This is a genomic window from Nitratireductor thuwali, assembly GCF_036621415.1.
Taxonomy (GTDB): Bacteria; Pseudomonadota; Alphaproteobacteria; order Rhizobiales; family Rhizobiaceae; genus Chelativorans; species Chelativorans thuwali.
The window spans coordinates 1,859,660-1,878,417 of record NZ_CP030941.1 but is presented as its reverse complement, the minus strand read 5'-3'; the positions used below and the strand labels follow the sequence as shown (position 1 = coordinate 1,878,417).

Annotated in this window: 14 protein-coding genes; 12 read left to right on the top strand and 2 right to left on the bottom strand. The window is 63.4% G+C overall.

Annotation, left to right across the window (positions count from 1 at the left end):
* Nucleotides 1–68 precede the first annotated feature (68 nt).
* The 12 genes from NTH_RS08990 (at nt 69) to NTH_RS08935 (ending at nt 15,127) form a co-directional block, all read left to right on the top strand.
* The gene (locus tag NTH_RS08990) at nt 69–1,316 is read left to right on the top strand and encodes an NAD(P)/FAD-dependent oxidoreductase (RefSeq protein WP_338531849.1); all 1,248 of its coding nucleotides are present in this window, start codon (nt 69–71) and stop codon (nt 1,314–1,316) included.
* Nucleotide 1,317: 1 nt separating this feature from the next.
* The gene (locus NTH_RS08985; protein ID WP_338529697.1) at nt 1,318–2,319 is read left to right on the top strand and encodes a 4-hydroxyproline epimerase; all 1,002 of its coding nucleotides are present in this window, start codon (nt 1,318–1,320) and stop codon (nt 2,317–2,319) included.
* A 396-nt stretch (nt 2,320–2,715) separates the two neighbouring features.
* Nucleotides 2,716–3,645 carry an ABC transporter permease subunit gene (locus tag NTH_RS08980; protein WP_338529696.1) on the top strand — a complete coding sequence of 310 codons (930 nt, stop codon included), beginning with the start codon at nt 2,716–2,718 and terminating at the stop codon, nt 3,643–3,645.
* A complete protein-coding gene (livM, locus tag NTH_RS08975) occupies nt 3,645–5,102 on the top strand; it encodes a high-affinity branched-chain amino acid ABC transporter permease LivM (protein ID WP_338529695.1) in 1,458 nt (485 codons plus the stop codon). The genes NTH_RS08980 and livM overlap by 1 nt, the downstream gene beginning before the upstream one ends.
* The gene (locus NTH_RS08970) at nt 5,102–6,556 is read left to right on the top strand and encodes an ATP-binding cassette domain-containing protein (protein ID WP_422392368.1); all 1,455 of its coding nucleotides are present in this window, start codon (nt 5,102–5,104) and stop codon (nt 6,554–6,556) included. The genes livM and NTH_RS08970 overlap by 1 nt, the downstream gene beginning before the upstream one ends.
* Nucleotides 6,553–7,287, top strand: a complete 735-nt coding sequence (locus tag NTH_RS08965; RefSeq protein ID WP_338529694.1) for an ABC transporter ATP-binding protein — start codon at nt 6,553–6,555, stop codon at nt 7,285–7,287. The genes NTH_RS08970 and NTH_RS08965 overlap by 4 nt, the downstream gene beginning before the upstream one ends.
* A 1-nt stretch (nt 7,288) precedes the next feature.
* A complete protein-coding gene (locus NTH_RS08960) occupies nt 7,289–7,654 on the top strand; it encodes a DUF6867 family protein (protein ID WP_338529693.1) in 366 nt (121 codons plus the stop codon).
* A 158-nt stretch (nt 7,655–7,812) separates the two neighbouring features.
* On the top strand, nt 7,813–8,913 hold the full coding sequence (locus tag NTH_RS08955) for a branched-chain amino acid ABC transporter substrate-binding protein (protein ID WP_338529692.1): 1,101 nt from the start codon (nt 7,813–7,815) through the stop codon (nt 8,911–8,913).
* Between the two features lie 173 nt (nt 8,914–9,086).
* Complete coding sequence (locus NTH_RS08950; RefSeq protein WP_338529412.1) at nt 9,087–9,437, top strand: transposase; 351 nt, start codon at nt 9,087–9,089, stop codon at nt 9,435–9,437.
* Nucleotides 9,386–10,234 (top strand): IS3 family transposase, encoded by an 849-nt coding sequence (locus NTH_RS08945; protein WP_338531847.1) that lies wholly within the window; start codon nt 9,386–9,388, stop codon nt 10,232–10,234. Before NTH_RS08950 ends, NTH_RS08945 begins: the two co-directional genes overlap by 52 nt.
* 184 nt (nt 10,235–10,418) lie before the next feature.
* Entirely contained in the window at nt 10,419–13,883 is a 3,465-nt protein-coding gene (gene pyc / locus NTH_RS08940; protein WP_338529691.1) for a pyruvate carboxylase, read from the top strand.
* 71 nt (nt 13,884–13,954) lie between these two features.
* On the top strand, nt 13,955–15,127 hold the full coding sequence (locus NTH_RS08935; protein WP_338529690.1) for an MFS transporter: 1,173 nt from the start codon (nt 13,955–13,957) through the stop codon (nt 15,125–15,127).
* A 28-nt stretch (nt 15,128–15,155) separates the two neighbouring features.
* On the opposite strand, the gene NTH_RS08930 is transcribed toward NTH_RS08935, so the two are convergent.
* Together NTH_RS08930 and NTH_RS08925 are read right to left on the bottom strand one after the other, a co-directional pair.
* A complete protein-coding gene (locus tag NTH_RS08930; RefSeq protein ID WP_338529689.1) occupies nt 15,156–15,314 on the bottom strand; it encodes a DUF3309 family protein in 159 nt (52 codons plus the stop codon).
* A gap of 266 nt (nt 15,315–15,580) precedes the next feature.
* Entirely contained in the window at nt 15,581–18,745 is a 3,165-nt protein-coding gene (locus NTH_RS08925) for an efflux RND transporter permease subunit (protein ID WP_338529688.1), read from the bottom strand.
* Nucleotides 18,746–18,758 lie beyond the last annotated feature (13 nt).

Here is an 18,758-nt window from a genome sequence, read left to right as displayed (position 1 = left end):
TCCACGGACGCAAGGCGCTCCAGGCGCCGACAGGGGGACGGGTGGCGCAGGACCGCAAAACATCAGCCATGGAAGACGTCGCCGTGATCGGCGGCGGGATCATCGGCGTGACCATTGCCGCATATCTGGCCGAGGCCGGGCGGAAGGTCCTGGTGATCGACCGCTCGGGCATTTGCGAGGAAACGAGCGCCGGCAATGCGGGGGCGCTGGCCTTTGCCGACGTCCTGCCGCTGGCCCAAAAGGGCATGGCGCGGCAGGTGCCGGGATGGCTGGCCGATCCACTCGGTCCCTTGTCGATCCCGCCGGTCTATCTGCCGACCATCCTGCCCTGGCTCCTGCGTTTCCTGCGGGCCGGCCGGGCCTCCGGCTATGAGGCGGCGCTGTGCGCGCAGGCAACCATGATGCGGCTGGCCGAGCGCGAATGGGCGGGCCTGACGGCGCGCTCCGCCACGACCCGAATGTTGCGCGAGGACGGCTGTCTCGAGCTTTACGAGAGCGAGGCCGAATTCGAGGCAGCGCAAGCCGGGTGGCGCGCGCGGCGGCGTTTCCACATCGCATTCCAGCATCTCCAGAAGGGAGAGCTCGCCGCCTATCAGCCGGGCCTGTCCGACAGGTTCGTCCGGGCGACCTTCGTGCCCGGCTGGAAGACGGTGACCGACCCGCATCGGCTTGGCCAGGCCATCTGGGCCCATGCGGAGAGCAACGGCGCCCGCTTCCTGCCCGCGACCGTCAGCAGCGTGCGGCGCGAGGCGGAGGGCATCGTGCTGCAGCTTGCCGGGGGCGAAAGGCGGGTCTGCGGGAAGCTTGTCATTGCCGCCGGCGCATGGTCGAAGCGCTTCGCCGCCCAGTTCGGGGATGCGGTGCCGCTGGAAACGGAGCGCGGCTACAACACGACCTTGCCGGTTGGAGCCTTTCCGGTGGAGCGCCAGCTCGTGTTCGGGCGGCACGGTTTCGTGGTGACGCCGCTCGAAACTGGCTTGCGCATTGGCGGCGCGGTGGAATTAGGCGGCCTCAAACGGCCACCCAACTACGCGCGTTCAAAGGCCATGCTGGACAAGGCGGCATCGTTTCTGCCCGGGTTGAAGACGGAGGGCGGACGGCAGTGGATGGGCTATCGTCCGTCGATGCCGGACTCCCTGCCCGTCATCGGCCCCTCATCGCGCGATCCCGATGTCATCCTTGCCTTCGGGCATGGCCATCTGGGGCTTACCCAGGCGGCGGGCACGGGACGGCTGGTGCGCGACCTGGTGTCGGGGCAGGCGCCATCCATCGACATAACGCCGTTCCGGCCGCAACGTTTCAAGGGATGGTTCTAGGATGACCCGCCACAGCTTCTTCTGCATCGACGGACATACATGCGGCAATCCGGTGCGGCTCGTTGCCGGCGGCGCCCCGCAGCTTTCCGGCGCCACGATGATGGAGAAACGCGCACGTTTCCTTGCCGAATACGACTGGATACGCATGGGGCTGATGTTCGAGCCGCGCGGTCACGACATGATGTCCGGCTCCTTCCTCTATCCGCCGACGCGGGAAGACTGCGACATCGCCATCCTGTTCATCGAGACCTCCGGCTGCCTGCCCATGTGCGGCCATGGCACGATAGGAACCGTGACCTTCGCGATCGAGCATGGCCTCGTCCGGCCGAAGACGCCAGGCATATTGCGGCTCGACACGCCGGCGGGACTTGTCGTGGCCGAATACAGGCAGGAGGGGCCGCATGTCGAGGAGGTGCGGATCACCAATGTGCCCGCCTTCCTTCATGCCGAGGGGCTGGAAATCGAGTGCCCGAACCTCGGCCTGCTCAGCATCGATGTCGCCTTTGGCGGCAATTTCTACGCCATCGTCGATCCGCAGAAAAATTTCCGGGATATTGCCGACCATGACGCCAGCGACCTGATCCGCTGGAGCCCGGTCCTGCGCGAGCGGCTGAATGCGGCGCATACGTTCGTTCATCCCGACAACCCGGCAATAAGCGGCCTGTCGCACATATTGTGGACGGGGAAGCCGACGCGGGAAGGCGCGCACGGGCGGAACGCGGTCTTTTACGGGGACAAGGCCATCGACCGCTCGCCCTGCGGCACCGGCACCTCGGCACGTATGGCACAGCTTCACGCCAAGGGACGGCTTGCGGTCGGGGAGGCGTATCATCACGAGTCGATCATCGGCTCGATATTCAAGGGAAGGGTGGAGGAGGAAACGAAAGTCGGCGGTCGCCGGGCGATCGTGCCGTCGGTGGCGGGCTGGGCGCGCATGACCGGGCTCAACACGATCTTCATTGACGGCCGCGATCCCTTCGCGCATGGTTTCGTGGTGCGATAGGTAAGCCAGAAACGATTTGCCTATTGATCCAGTCTAGCGCAAGAATGTGCGCTGAACAGCTCGAAGCGTCGGGGATCGTGCGAAAATCGTACCGATTTCCAGCGTCGAAAGCAAAGACATTGCGCGGGACGGATGATAGCTTCCGCGCCGTCTACAGCACCGGCGGGGAAATCGGGATCGGTTTTCGGAAAGCTCGATGCGTAGATCCAAGGAGTTCGAGCGCCTTTGCAGTCCGAATGGGCGCAGGCGCTCCAGGCATCGCACAGGCATCGAAGCAGGTGCGTCAACAAGGCCGGCGGGACACTCAGGCCTCTCAAGGCCAGGCTCGCAACGGTCAGGGGAATAACAACAAGGGGATGCGCCTGCCGGCGACATTCCAGGGGAGTTGCACAGGATATGGAGTATTTCGTCCAGCAGCTTATCAACGGGCTGACGCTGGGATCCATCTATGGTCTGATCGCCATCGGCTACACGATGGTCTATGGCATCATCGGCATGATCAACTTCGCCCATGGCGACATCTTCATGATCGGCGCCTTCATCTCGCTGGCCGTGTTCCTGATCCTGACCAGTGTTCTGGGTTTCGCCTTCCTGCCGTTGGTCCTTCTCATCGTCCTCATCATTTCGATGCTGTTCACGTCGGCCTGGGGATGGACCGTAGAGCGATTGGCCTACCGGCCGTTGCGCGGCTCGTTCCGGCTGGCGCCGCTGATCACCGCTATCGGCATGTCGATCGTGCTGCAGAATTTCGTCCAGATCACGCAGGGCGCGCGCGTCAAGCCGCTGCCGCCGCAGATACAGGGTGGCGTGACGCTGATGCAGGGCTCTACCGAGCAGGGCACCATACTGGTGCAACTCTCCTACATGCAGATCATAATCATATTGACCACGCTGATCCTGATGACCGCCTTTACGCTGCTGATCACCAAGACATCGCTCGGCCGCGCGCAGCGGGCTTGCGAGCAGGACCGCAAGATGGCCGCGCTGCTGGGCGTGAACGTCGACCGGACCATCTCGCTGACCTTCGTGATGGGCGCCGCGCTCGCCGCGGTCGCCGGGCTGATGTTCCTGCTGCTTTACGGCGTGATCGACTTCTATATCGGATTCCTCGCCGGCGTTAAGGCGTTCACCGCGGCGGTCCTGGGCGGTATCGGCTCGCTACCGGGTGCCATGCTGGGCGGGCTCCTGATCGGCCTGATCGAGGTTTTCTGGTCGGGCTACTTTACTGTGGAATACAAGGACGTGGCGGCTTTCTCGATCCTGGCCATCGTCCTTATTTTCCTGCCCTCCGGCCTTCTGGGCCAGCCTGAAGTGGAGAAGGTCTGATGGCTGGAGCCAAGACAAACGTACCGGCCGCCAGCAACCGGCCGGCGGGTGCGCAGAGAGAGGCGGAGCGGGGCCGCCAGGCCCCGAATATCGTTGCGGCGCCCGAGAAGAACAAGCTCAAGGATTCGCTGCGCGATGCGGCAATGGCTGCGATGCTCGTCGCGGTGCTCGGCCTGTTCTTCATCGGCGTGCGCACCGATATCGCGCCGGGCGGGCTCGACCTGAAAATGCGCTGGACGGCGTGGATCGTGTCGATCCTCGTGGTCTTCGCCGGGCGGCTGGCGCTCAATATTTTCGTGTTCCAGGCGCACACGCCGGCCACGCAGACGCTCGGCCAGAAGCTTGGCGAGCTTGGCGCCGCCGCGCCCGGCCTCGGCAAGTGGGTGATGCGGGGCCTGTTCGCCTTTGCGGTGGTGCTTCCCTTTTTCTTCACGACCTTCTTCCCCGGCAAGGATCGGCAGTTCATCGACCTAGCCATCCTGATCATGACCTACATCATGCTCGGCTGGGGATTGAACATCGTCGTGGGCCTGGCCGGCCTGCTCGACCTTGGCTATGTCGCCTTCTATGCTGTCGGCGCCTACTCCTTTGCGCTGCTGGCGCAGCATTTCGAGTTCATCGGCTTTTGGGTAGCCCTGCCGCTTGCCGGCATGCTGGCGGCGCTGTGGGGCATCATCCTCGGGTTCCCGGTGCTGCGGCTGCGCGGGGATTACCTGGCGATCGTGACGCTGGCTTTCGGCGAGATCATCCGCATCGTGCTGTTGAACTGGTACCAGTTCACCGGCGGGCCAGACGGCATTTCCGGCATTCCCAAGCCCACGTTCTTCGGACTTGAGCTGAAACGCGGCGAGGGCGGGTTCGCCGATTTCTTCGGCATAGAATACGCGCCGATCCAGCGGTTTATCTTCCTTTACTACATCATCTTCTTCCTGGCGCTGTTGACGAACTTCGTCACCATGCGGCTGCGGCGCCTGCCGATAGGCCGTGCCTGGGAAGCGTTGCGCGAGGACGAGATCGCCTGCCGCTCGCTCGGCATCAACACCCGCAACACCAAGCTGACCGCCTTTGCGATCGGTGCGATGTTCGGCGGGTTCGCGGGATCGTTCTTCGCCACGCGGCAGGGCTTCATCTCGCCGGAGAGCTTCACCTTCCTGGAATCGGCCATCATCCTGGCCATCGTCGTGCTCGGCGGCCTCGGCTCGCAGATCGGTGTCGTTATCGCCTCTGTGGTGATGATCGGCGGCATCGAGATGCTGCGCAATCTCGGCTTCCTGTCCCAGGTGTTCGGGCCGGGCTTCGACCCGGTTCAGTACCGCATGCTGATCTTCGGCATGGCCATGGTGCTCATCATGGTCTGGAAGCCGCGTGGGCTGGTATCCACGCGCGAACCGACGGCGGTTCTCAAGGAGAAGAAGCGCATCGATGCGGACATGGTAGCACAGGGCGAGGGCCACTGATGGACGCGATGGCGAAGAAGAAACCTTCCGAGGCGGCGGGCGTAAACCGCTGGGAGAACGACCCCGTCCTTTCGGTCGAGCATCTGACGATGCGTTTCGGCGGCCTGGTTGCCGTCGGCGACCTCACCTTCGAGGTGGGACGCGGCGACATTACCGCGCTCATCGGACCCAACGGCGCCGGCAAGACCACGGTCTTCAACTGCGTCACCGGATTCTATAAGCCGACGGAGGGGCGCATCATCATGCGCCACGGGCCGGGACGGCAGGACGACACGGTCGAGGCGGTGACGGGCAGCGGCGCACGCTTCAAGAAGGAGGGCGACAAGGGCGTCTTCCTGCTGGAGCGCATGGCTGACCACGAGATTTCGCACAAGGCCAGGGTGGCGCGCACCTTCCAGAATATCCGCCTGTTCGGCGGCATGACGGTTCTGGAAAACCTGCTCGTTGCCCAGCACAATCCGCTGGTGGTGGCTTCCGGCTTCTCGTTCGGCGGCATACTGGGCTTGCCCGGCTATAAAAAAGCCGAGGAAGAGGCTATCGAGAAGGCCGTCTATTGGCTGGAAAAGACGCGCCTGGTGGACCGGGCGGACGACCCGGCTTCGGACCTGCCTTACGGCGCGCAGCGGCGTCTGGAGATCGCCCGGGCCATGTGCACGGGGCCGGAGCTTCTGTGCCTCGACGAGCCGGCGGCAGGCCTCAATCCGCGCGAATCCTCCGAGCTCAACGAATTGCTCAAATATATCCGCGACGAACACGGTATCTCGGTGCTCCTGATCGAGCATGACATGGGCGTGGTCATGGAGATTTCCGACCACATCGTGGTGCTCGACTACGGCGTCAAGATCGCCGACGGAACGGCCGAAACGGTCAGGTCCGATCCGAGGGTGATTGCGGCCTATCTGGGCGTCGACGAGGAAGAAGAGATCGACGTGCCGGAAGTTCGCGAGGATCTGTCCTCGGTCACCAAGGACCAGCCGCCGGAGGAGAAGGCGCCTCCTGCCCGCAAGCCGAGAGCGGCGGGTAAACGGGCTGCTCCGGCAAAAGCAAAGGCGGCAGCGGCCAAGCCGGCTGCTTCCACTGGCGAGGTCAAAGTTGCCGACGCCGACAAATATCCGGGCAAACAGCCGCCCGGCACAAAGAAGCCGGGTGCCGGTGGCGCCAACAATCTCACGCGCATCAAGGGCGTGGGGCCAGCCAGCGAAAAGAAGCTCAACGCGCTGGGCATCTGGAATTTCTCCCAGGTCGCGGCCTGGAAGAAGGCCGAGATCGAATGGGTGGGCAGCTATCTCGGCTTTCCCGGACGCATCGAGCGCGAGGAATGGGTGAAGCAGGCGAAGGTTCTGGCCAAGGGCGGCGATACGGAATTCTCGAAAAGAGTGGATAGCGGCGAGGTCGCCACCAGCCGGCCCGGCCGCGGCGCGGCGCGCACCGGCGGCAAGGGAGGCAAGGCATGACCGGCACGGGGGAAACATTGCTCTCGGTGCGCGGCGTCGAGACCTATTACGGCAAGATCGTCGCGCTGCGCGGCGTGGACGTCGATGTCCATCGCGGCGAGATCGTGACCATGATCGGGGCGAACGGCGCCGGCAAGTCGACCCTCATGATGACGATATGCGGCAACCCGCAGGCGCGTACCGGCCAGATCGTCTATGACGGCAGGGACATTACGGCGATGCCGACCCATGAGATCATGCATCTGGGCATCGCGCAGTCGCCCGAGGGGCGTCGCATCTTCCCGCGCATGACGGTCATGGAGAATCTCCAGATGGGTGCGGCGCTCGTCGATCCCAAGCATTTCGAGGACGATCTCAAGAAGGTCTTCGAATTGTTCCCGCGGCTGAAGGAGCGCATCGGCCAGCGCGGCGGCACGCTGTCAGGCGGCGAGCAGCAGATGCTGGCGATCGGGCGGGCGCTGATGAGCCGGCCGAAACTGCTCCTGCTCGACGAGCCGTCACTGGGCCTGGCGCCGCTGATCGTCAAGCAGATCTTCGATGCGATCCGCGAGCTCAACAAGAACGAGGGCCTTACCGTGTTCCTGGTCGAGCAGAACGCGTTCCATGCGCTGAGGCTTGCCCATCGCGGCTACGTCATGGTCAACGGGAACATCACCATGAGCGGCACCGGCGCAGAGCTCCTGAAGCGCGAGGAAGTGCGCGCGGCGTATCTGGAAGGCGGGAGGCACTGAGATGGAAAACGCGAACAGCCTTTTTTGGGAAGTCTCTTTCGGCGCTTTCCTGTTCGTCACGGTTTTCCTGGCCGGCGGGGCGGCATATCTGACCGGGCGTGCGATCGCCCGCGCATGGCAGCCGAACCTGCAGCTCGCTGCCTATATCGTGCTCCTGACGGCGGCCACGCGGTTCATCCATTTCGCGCTGTTCGGCGGATCGCTTCTGTCTGTCCAGTACTACATCGCCGACCTGATCGTGCTCCTGATCTTCGCATTCGTCGGCAAGCGCATCACGCGGGCGCGGCAGATGTCGACCCAGTACAACTTCAAATATGCGCGCACGGGCCTGCTCGGCTGGCGAAGGACCGATGGGCAGGAGGCGTAAACCAATTCATGATTAACCGGCACAAAGTCTTCACTTCGCAGAAAAATTGAGCTTTGATGCAGGTTAAGCGGGGAACGAACCCGCGACGGCAGAACCGGAGAGCCGAACACCATTTCCGGAAAGCTGTGGGAACTTGTGGTGTTTTCAAGGGAGTAGTCATGAAGAAGACACTTTTGGCTGGCGCAGCGCTCAGCCTTGTAATGACCGGATCAGCCTGGGCCGATATCACTATCGCGACCGCTGGTCCGATGACGGGCCAGTACGCCTCTTTCGGCGCACAGATGAAGGCCGGCGCCGAACAGGCCGTCGCCGACATCAATGCGGCGGGCGGCGTGAACGGTGAAATGCTCAAGCTGGAAGTGGGCGACGACGCCTGCGATCCGAAACAGGCCGTGGCGGTTGCCAACCAGTTCGCCGGTTCGGGCGTGTCGTTCGTGGCAGGCCATTTCTGCTCGGGCTCTTCGATCCCGGCATCGAACGTCTATGCCGAGGAAGGCATCATCCAGATCTCGCCGGCCTCGACCAACCCGAAGTTCACCGACGAGCGTCCGGGCGAGGGCATCTTCCGCGTCTGCGGTCGTGACGATCAGCAGGGCGCCGTTGCAGGCGAGTTCCTGGTCGAGAACTTCCCCGACAAGAAGGTGGCCTTCGTCCACGACAAGACGGCCTACGGCAAGGGTCTGGCCGACGCGACCATGGCCGCTTACGAAGCCGCTGGCGGCAAGCCGGCGATGTACGAAGCCTATACCGCAGGCGAGAAGGACTACACGGCGCTGGTTTCCAAGCTGAAGCAGGAAGGCATCGGCGTTCTTTATGTCGGCGGCTATCACACGGAAGCCGGCCTCATGGCCCGCCAGATGCGTGAGCAGGGCATGGATACGGTGCTCGTATCCGGCGACGCTCTCGTGACCGACGAGTATTGGGCCATCACCGGCGAGGCTGGTGAAGGCACGCTGATGACGTTCTCGCCCGATCCGCGCAAGAACGAGATCGCCAAGCCCGTCGTCGACGCGCTTCTGGCCGCCGGCAAGACGGCCGAAGGCTACGCGCTCTACACCTATGCCGCCATCCAGGCATGGGCGCAGGCCGTCGAGGCTGCCGGCTCGACCGACTATGACGCTGTGGTCGATGCGCTCAACGAGGGTACTTTCGAGACGGTTCTGGGCGAGCTCTCCTTCGACGAGAAGGGCGACGTCACGCTGCCGGGCTATGTCTTCTACGAGTGGAAAGACGGCCAGTACGATTATCTGGTACAGTAGCGCGCAGCTGATCGTCTAGATCGCGATCATGCTCCAACGCGAAAGGCCCGGCTTGAAGCCGGGCCTTTTTCGGTTGAAACGAAATTTTTGCCGTCCTGTGGAGTGCGCCCCTGAGGGTGGACAGATCGGACTGAAGGATTGACCAGCCTGTCGGGTTTTCGGAGAGAAGACCCATGGCAAGGCACCGCAATCACAGCATCCAGTTCAAGCGCCAAATCGTGCAGGAGTATTTCTCCGGCGAGTCACTTCACGGCCTGGCGAGGCGTTACGACATCGCGCGCAACCTGATCCGCATCTGGATCCGCAAGCATGAGGAAGGCGCCTTTGACGAGGATGTTGAGGCCGTAGATCTGATTCAGGAATACGAGGCCCGGATCGCGGCCCTTGAACGGCTCGTCGGCAAGCAGGCTCTCGAGCTGGAGTTCCTAAAGGGGGCTCTGAAAAACGCACAGCGGCCGAAAAACGCGACTACATCCGTCATCACCGGCCCGGTGGCCTCTCCGTCGCCGAAGGATGCCGGCTGATGGGGATTGCGCGCTCGACTTACTATGACCACCCCCAGAAACAGGCCGACGACACTGCGATCGTGGAGGCGATGTTCGCGATCTGCGACGAGTTCGAATTCTACGGCTACCGTCGTGTCGGCGCCGCCCTGCGGCAACAGGGCCTTGTCGTGAACCACAAGAAAATCCGGCGCCTGATGCGCGAGCATGATCTGCAGCCCAAGCTCCGGCGGCGCTTCGTTGTCACTACCGATAGCGATCACGACGGCCCAATCTTCCCCAACCTGGCAAAGGACTTTGTGTCGACCGGCCCAAACCAGCTTTGGGTCTCCGACATAACCTATGTGGCTGTGCCGGGCCGCTTCACTTACGTCGCCATCATTCTCGACGCCTGGTCGCGTTTGATCGTCGGCTACGCCATCGGCCGCTCGATCGACGCGCGCCTCACGATCACAGCCCTGACTGCAGCTATCCAGCGCCGAAAGCCGATGTCGGGCTTGATCCATCATTCCGACCGCGGTGGGCAATATGCGGCCGCTCTCTACCGTGAGACGCTGAGCCGCAATGGCCTGATCGGCTCAATGGGGCGCCGGGGCAATCCCTATGACAACGCCAAGGCCGAAAGCTTCATGAAGACGTTGAAGATCGAGGCGGTCTATCCCATGGCCTTCGAAAACTTCGAGGAGGTCGCAGAATACCTTCCCCACTTCATTGAGGAGGTCTACAACAAGCGCAGGCTCCATTCGGCGCTGGGATATCTCAGCCCGCAGCAGTTCGAGGATCAACACATCCGGCAGACTGGCAAAACAGCAGCCTGATCAGTGTCCACCCTCAGGGGCGCACTCCACTGGCGGGAAACATTTCTGCCCCGGCGTCAGGATTGTTTGCACCGCAGCATCGTCCACGCTAATCAAGGGGAAGTGTCCGGGGGTCGGCATTCGTTGAAGGTCGTGCTTCCCGGAAAGCGGCAATGACAGCCATCCTCTTCAGCGGAGCATGCCAGTGCAGATCAAGAAAATCCTCGTCGCAAACCGTTCCGAGATCGCCATCCGCGTGTTCCGCGCGGCCAATGAGATGGATATTCGAACGGTGGCGATCTGGGCCGAGGAGGACAAATACTCGCTGCACCGGTTCAAGGCGGACGAGTCCTACCAGGTGGGACGGGGCCGGCATCTGGAGCGCGATCTGGGACCCATCGAGGCCTATCTGTCGATCGATGAGATCATCCGCGTCGCCAGGCTTTCGGGCGCGGACGCCATTCATCCGGGCTACGGGCTGCTTTCGGAAAGCCCGGAGTTCGCCGAGGCCTGCGCGGCAAACGGCATCATCTTCATTGGCCCGAAGCCGGAGACCATGCGCCGGCTCGGCAACAAGGTGGCCGCGCGCAATCTGGCGGTGGAAGTGGGCGTGCCGGTGGTGCCGGCCACCGAGCCGCTGCCGGACGACATGGACGCCGTGGCGAAGATGGCCGAGGAGGTCGGCTATCCGGTCATGCTCAAGGCCTCCTGGGGCGGCGGCGGGCGCGGCATGCGCGCCATCCGCAAGGCGGAGGATCTGGCGCGCGAGGTCACGGAGGCCAAACGCGAGGCAAAAGCCGCCTTCGGCAAGGACGAGGTCTATCTGGAAAAGCTGGTCGAACGCGCGCGCCATGTCGAGGTGCAGGTGCTGGGTGACACGCACGGCAATGCGGTGCATCTGTTCGAGCGCGACTGCTCCATCCAGCGGCGCAACCAGAAGGTCGTCGAGCGCGCGCCCGCGCCTTACCTGGACGAGAAAAGGCGCGCCGAGCTTTGCGGCTATGCCCTGAAGATTGCAAAGGCAACGAACTACATCGGCGCGGGAACCGTCGAGTTCTTGATGGATGCCGACACCGGTGCCTTCTATTTCATCGAGGTCAATCCGCGCATCCAGGTGGAGCATACGGTCACCGAAGAGGTGACGGGCATCGACATCGTCAAGGCGCAGATCCGCATCCTCGAAGGCCAGGAGATCGGCAACGGGACGACGGGCGTTCCGGCCCAGGCGGAGATCAAGCTCAACGGTCACGCGCTGCAATGCCGGATCACCACGGAGGATCCGGAGCAGAACTTCATTCCCGATTATGGCCGCATCACCGCCTATCGCGGCGCGACCGGCTTCGGCATAAGGCTCGATGGCGGCACCGCCTATTCGGGCGCGGTGATCACCCGCTTCTACGACCCGCTGCTGGAAAAGATCACCGCATGGGCGCCGACGCCCGAGGAAGCGATACGCCGCATGGACCGGGCCCTGCGCGAGTTCCGCATCCGCGGCGTAGCGACGAACCTCACTTTCCTCGAAGCTATCATCGGCCATGAGAAATTTCGCAACAACACCTATACGACGCGCTTCATCGACGAGACGCCAGAGCTGTTTGCCCAGGTCAAGCGCCTGGACCGAGCGACCAAGCTTCTCAACTATCTCGCCGATGTGACGGTCAACGGCCATCCCGAAGCCCGTGACCGGCCGCGGCCCAAGGCGGAAGCAGCCGCGCCCCGCGTTCCCTATCTCGACAGGGCGGTTCCGGACGGAACCAAGCAGATACTGGATGCGCGGGGTCCCGAAGGCTTCGCCCGGTGGATGCGCGAGCAACCGCGCGTGCTCCTGACGGACACGACGATGCGTGACGCCCACCAGTCCCTGCTGGCCACGCGCATGCGGACTCACGACATTGCCGCCATCGCCGGCGTCTATGCTCGGGCATTGCCGGAGCTGCTCTCGCTCGAATGCTGGGGTGGCGCCACTTTCGACGTCGCCATGCGCTTTCTGACCGAGGATCCGTGGGAGCGGCTGTCGCTGATCCGGCAGGGCGTGCCAAACCTGCTTCTGCAGATGCTTCTGCGCGGGGCGAACGGAGTGGGATACACCAATTATCCCGACAACGTGGTGAAGCTGTTCGTCAAGCAGGCGGCGGAGGGCGGCGTTGACCTGTTCCGCGTCTTCGATTGCCTGAACTGGGTCGAGAACATGCGCGTCTCAATGGACGCCGTGTGCGAGGAGGGCAGGCTATGCGAGGCCGCCATCTGCTACACGGGCGACATTCTCGACCCCGACAGGGCCAAGTACGACCTGAAATATTATGTCGGCCTGGCCAGGGAACTGGAGGCAGCCGGCGCGCACATCATTGCGCTCAAGGATATGGCTGGCCTCCTGAAGCCGGCCGCGGCGCGGGTGCTTTTTAAGGCGCTGCGCGAGGCCACGGACCTGCCCCTGCATTTCCACACGCACGACACCTCGGGCATATCCGCGGCGACGGTGCTCGCCGCCTGCGACAGCGGCGTGGATGCGGTCGATGCGGCGATGGACGCGCTATCGGGCAACACGTCGCAGCCCTGCCTCGGCTCCATCGTCGAGGCGCTCAAGGGTGGCGAGCGCGATACGGGCCTGGACGCGGAATGGGTGCGGCGCATCTCCTTCTACTGGGAGGCCGTGCGCAACCAGTATGCCGCTTTCGAGAGCGACCTGAAGGGGCCTGCCTCGGAAGTCTATCTGCACGAGATGCCCGGTGGCCAGTTCACCAATCTCAAGGAGCAGGCACGCTCGCTCGGGCTGGAAACGCGCTGGCACGAGGTGGCGCGGACCTATCACGACGTAAACATGATGTTCGGCGACATCGTGAAGGTGACGCCGTCGTCGAAGGTGGTGGGCGACATGGCATTGATGATGGTCAGTCAGGACCTCACCGTGGCCGACGTGAAGGATCCGAAGAGAGATATCGCCTTTCCCGATTCCGTGGTCTCGATGCTTCGCGGCGACCTGGGCCAATCGCCCGGCGGCTGGCCGCAGGACCTCCAGAAGAAGGCGCTCAAGGGCGACAAGCCGATCACGGTGCGCCCCGGCTCGCTGCTGGCGCCGGCCGATCTCGACGCCGACCGCAAACAACTGGAGGAACAGCTTGGCCGGGAGGTGACGGATCAGGAATTCGCATCGTGGCTGATGTATCCCAAGGTTTTCACCGACTTTGCCGCAGCCACAGAGAGCTACGGCCCGGTGAGCGTGCTGCCGACGCCGGTCTATTTCTACGGCATGGAGCAGGAGCAGGAGATCTTCGTCGATATCGAGCGGGGCAAGACGCTGATCATCCGCTGCCTTGCCATCGGCGAGCCGGACGAGAAGGGCATGGTCACGGTTTTCTTCGAGCTCAACGGCCAGCCCCGCCGCGTCAAGGTGCCGGACCGGCTGCACGGGGCCTCCGCCCTCGCCGTGCGGCGCAAGGCGGAAGCCGGCAATGAAGGGCATGTGGGTGCGCCGATGCCGGGCGTGATATCCTCCGTCGCCGTCACGCCGGGACAGGAGGTCAAGGCCGGAGATGTCCTGCTTTCGATCGAGGCGATGAAGATGGAGACGGCGCTCCATGCAGAACGCGGTGGTACCGTGTCCGAGGTGCTGGTGAAGGCGGGCGACCAGATCGACGCCAAGGATCTGCTCGTGGTCCTGCAGAATGGCTGATCTGGTCTAGGACATGCTGGTTTAAATCGATTTAACTGGACTCCTCAGCGTTCACTTCGCGGATTTTGCACATGTCCCAGGATAACGCCCTGCACGGCCGCTGGGCCGTTGCGACCTTCTTCTTCGTCAACGGCTTCATGGTCGGAAGCTGGGCGCCGCAGATTCCGCTGCTCGTCTCGCGCTTCGCGCTCAGCGAATCGGTGCTTGGGCTGCTCATTCTCGTCGTCGGCCTGGGGGCGGTCGCCGCCATGCCGGTCTGCGGCTACTTCATGAGCCGGTTCGGTTCCCGCGTCGTCATGCGGGTGGCAGGGCCGCTTTGCGCCGTCTCACTTCTGGCGGTGGCCGCCGCGCCGGACATGGCTGTGCTGGTGGCTGCGCTTGCCGCTTTCGGCGCTCTCCTAGGCGGCATGGATGTGACGATGAACGCCAACGCCGTCGCCGTGGAACGGCGGCTGGCGCGCGCGATCATGTCGTCCTCGCATGGCTTCTGGAGCCTGGGCGGGTTTGCCGGCGCGGGCATTGGCGGTGTCCTTGCCCAGCAGTGGGGGCATCTTTTCCATGCGGGGGCGGTCACCGCCGTGGCGCTTCTCCTCGTCCTGGCGGCTGTGCCGAAGCTCATCGTGGAGCGCAGGGCTCCGACGGCGCCCGCAGGCGGGCTATTGAGCGGCTTCCCGCGCCATCCGCTCGCCTATCTCACAGGCGTGGTCGCGCTCTTTTGCATGGTGCCTGAGGGTGCGGTGCTCGATTGGGCCGCGCTCTATCTGCGCCAGGAGATGGGCGCGAACCTCGCCACGGCGAGCCTCGCCTTCACCTTCTTTTCCGGCACCATGGCGCTGATGCGCTTCCTGGGCGACGGGTTGCGCAACCGCCTGGGTGCAGTCGCGACCATGCGCCTTTCGGGCACCGTCGCCGCGACCGGGCTCCTGGGTGCGGGGCTTGCCCCGTCGCCTCTCGTCGCCACGCTTGCCTTCGCCTTTGCGGGTCTCGGCATTGCAAATATGGTGCCCATCGCATTTTCGGCGGCCGGCAACCAGCCGGGCATCTCATCCGCGGCCGGCATGAGCGTCGCCACCACGATCGGCTATTCCGGGCTGCTCCTGGCGCCTTCCCTGGTAGGCTTCGTGGCTGACCGGACCGGATTCGCGGTGATCTTCATAGGTCTGTCAGGCCTGCTGGCACTCGTGGTGATGATGGCGGGCCTGGTTCGGCCCGCCGACACGATCGCGGCGCAGCCAGCCGAGTAATTCCGGCAAGGCTATCGGAGTGAGGCCGTCATATTCGGCCAAGCAATACCAATATGAGCACGATCACGAGAAGTACCCCCAGGATGCCCGATGGGCCATAGCCCCAGCCGCCGGAATAGGGCCAAGCGGGGATGGCAGCGATCAGAAGAAGAATGAGAATGATGATGAGAATTGTGCCAAGTGACATCGTCATATCCTTCGTTGTGAAGCGATAAAATCACTAACGCACGTTGCATGGGGCTAGTTCCAGCCTCTGGCTTGAGCGCCCCTGCATCTATTCGGATGTTCTAGATCAGCTCACCGTTTCACAGAAACACCGAACTGATCTAACTATTTGAATATGCGCAATTGCGGACGAAAAGCCGGCTTCCGCTTTTCCCGAATCCAGCGGGTGCTCCAGCTTTCCGTTCCTGCGGATCGTGGCCGCCAGGTTGTTCCTCTGGCGGCCACGCGCTACTCCGCAGCCTTGGGGAAGGCCGCAAGGCCATCGTCGGCGTGGCTGTCATTGGCGCCGTCGTCGGGCTGTTTCCTGCGGAAGATGCGCTTAAGGATCCCGCGGCGCTTTTCTCCGACCGGCCTGTTCTCGCGGGTGAAAACCATCAGGGCCGATGGCGTGACGATCAGCGTCAGGATGGTTGCGAAGGTCAGGCCGTAGACGATCGCGCTCGACAGTGAAATCCACCACTGGGTAGAAGGCGCGCCGATCGTGACCTCCCGGTCGAACAGTTCGAGGCCGAGGCCGAAGGCGATCGGCAGCACACCCAGGATGGCGGATATGGCCGTCAGCAGGACGGGCCGGGCCCTTTCGCGGCAGGTTTGCAGAATCGCGTCGCGCTTGTGCATGCCTTCTTCACGCAGGCGGTCGTAGGTATCGATGAGCACGATGTTGTTGTTCACGACCACGCCGGCCAGTGCGATCACCCCGATGCCCGACATGACGATGCCGAAGGGCTGGCCCGTCAACAGCAGCCCCAGGAACACGCCGATGGTGGCCATGACCACCGTCATCAGCACCAGGAATACGCTGGTGAACTTGTTGAACTGCGCGAGCAGCACGACGAAGATAAGGAAAATAGCCGCGCCGAACGCCTTGCTGAGGAAGGAAGCGGCCTCGTCGCTTTCCTCGCTCGAGCCCGCAAGTTTCCAGCGGGTGGCGCCGAAATCCATCCCCTCCAGCATCGAGGTCACATTGGCCTGGACCTCCGAAACCTGGAAGTCGCTGGCGACATTGGCCGTGACCGTGATCGTGCGTTGGGCGTCGATACGGTTAAGGATGCCCGTGCTGCGCTCCGGCTCCCGCTCCACGAAATTGGAGATCGGGACCGGCCCTTGGGAGGTCTGCACCCGCAACTGGTCCAGCGTGGAGAGGGTGCGCCGGTCTTCGGGCAGCCGCAGGCGGATGTCGACGGCATCGTCCACACCGGCCGGTCGGTACTCTGAAAGCTTCAGCCCATTGGTGACGAGCTGGACGACCGTGCCGACCGAAGTGGGGCTGATGCCGTACTGGGCCGCCTTCGCCCGATCGACCTTTATGGCCCAGTCGATGCCGGGCGGCGGCAGGCCGTCCGAGATGTCGATGACGCCGTCGATCTCGGCGAGCTGCTGGGCAACCTGGCTTGCCTGCTCGCTCAGGTTGGCGGGATTGGCTGCCGAAAGCTGGACCTGGATGGGCTGGCCCGTCGGCGGACCGCCTTCGGGAACACGCACCTCGATCTCGACACCCGGCATATCAGCCATCACCGCCCGCAGGTCGTTCAGGATTTCGCTGGCGGGCTTGCGCTCGCGCCAATCGATGAACTCATACTGGATGACGCCGATGACGTCCTCGTCGATATCCTGTCCGCCGCCGCGCGTCTGGCCGACGCGGGTGTAGACAGATTCGATGCCGGGCCACCCTATGAGCTTCTGCTCCGCCGGGCGCACGAGACGATCCATTTCGTCGAGCGAGAGATTGCCGCGGGCATGGACATACATCAGGCCGTATTCAGGCTCGACCGCAGGGAAGAACTCCACGCCGGCGCCATATTTGGAATAGGTGACCTGAACGCCGACCAGCAGCAGAACCGTGAGCAGAAGCACCGTCTTGGGGAAGCGTATGGCCTGCTTAACGAGGCCGAGATACCAGCCGTCGGGCTTGGGCTTTTCCTCGACATGGGCTTTGGCGATCAATGCGCCCAGCGTCGGTGTGAAGATCAGCGCGTAGAGCATGGACGCCGCCAGCGTCACGATCAGCGTTATCGGCAGATACTTCATGAACTCGCCGACGATGCCCGGCCAGAACAGAAGCGGCGAGAACGCCGCGATGCGCGTCATGGTGGCGGCGATGACCGGACCAGCCATGCGCTTTGCGGCCAGTTCGAACGCCTGCGCCTTCGGCATGCCTTCGGTCATGCGCCTTTCGGCGAATTCAGTCACGATGATGGCGTCATCCACCAGCATGCCGACTGCCAGGATGAGACTGAACAGCACCACCATGTTGACCGTGTAGCCGGCCAGCGACAGGGCGTAGATGCCCATCAGGAAGGAAGCGGGGACGGCGAGGCCGATGAGCAGCGAAGCCCGGCCGGACAGCGTGTAAAGGACGACGATGAAGACCAGGATGACGGCGATCAGAACATGGTTCTGCAGATCCGACAGCATGTCGCGGATCATCACCGATTTATCCTGGCTGAACGTCACGTTCACGCCGGCTGGCATGTTGGCGACGAAGTCTTCGGATACCGCCTTCACCGCATCGACGGTTTCCACGAGATTGGAACCGACCCGCTTCTTGACTTCGATGGCTATGGCGTTCGCGCCGTCTAGCCGCGTGACTGTCTCGGCATCCGTGAAAGTGGAGCGGACCGTGGCCAGATCGCGGGCACGCACCACCGCGTCGCCCGTCGCCACGATAGGAAGGTTCGCTACGTCCTCGATATCCTCTATCAGCGAAGGCACCTTGACCGCGTAGCGGCCTTCCTCGCCCTGGAGCGCGCCGGCGGCGACCAGGCTGTTGGAGGCGTTGACGCCGCTGACAAGCTGGTCGAGCTGCAAGCCGTAGGACGACAGCTTGACCGGATCGATGATGATCTCCACGAGTTCGTCGCGCGCACCCTGCAAAGCGCCTTCCAGGACGCCGGGAACCTCTTCGATACGGTCACGCAGGTTGCGGGCCGCGGTTGACAGGACCCGCTCGGGCAGATTGCCCGAAAGCGTGACGACGAGGATAGGGAACTCCGAGACGTTGACCTCGTGCACGGAAGGCTCGTCGGCCCCGGAGGGAAGTTCGCGCTCGGCGTCCGAAACCTTCGCCCGCACATCTTCGATGGCGTTGGAAAAATCGTAGCCGGCCTGAAACTCCACCAGCACGAAGCCGCCGCCCTCATAGGCGGAAGAACGCATTTCCTTGACGCCTTCCAAGCCCTTCAGCGCGGTCTCGACCGGCCGCAGGAGCAGGCGCTCGGAATCCTCCGGCGAAATGCCCTGATAGCTCAGGCTTACATAGATGATCGGTATCGGAACATCCGGCTCGGCTTCCTTCGGGATGCTCTGATAGGCCAACGCGCCGGCCACCACGAAGAAGAGCAGGATCGAGAGCGTGAGCCGCGCGTTCTTGATGGCAAGGCGAACGATATCCATCGGTCAGACTGGT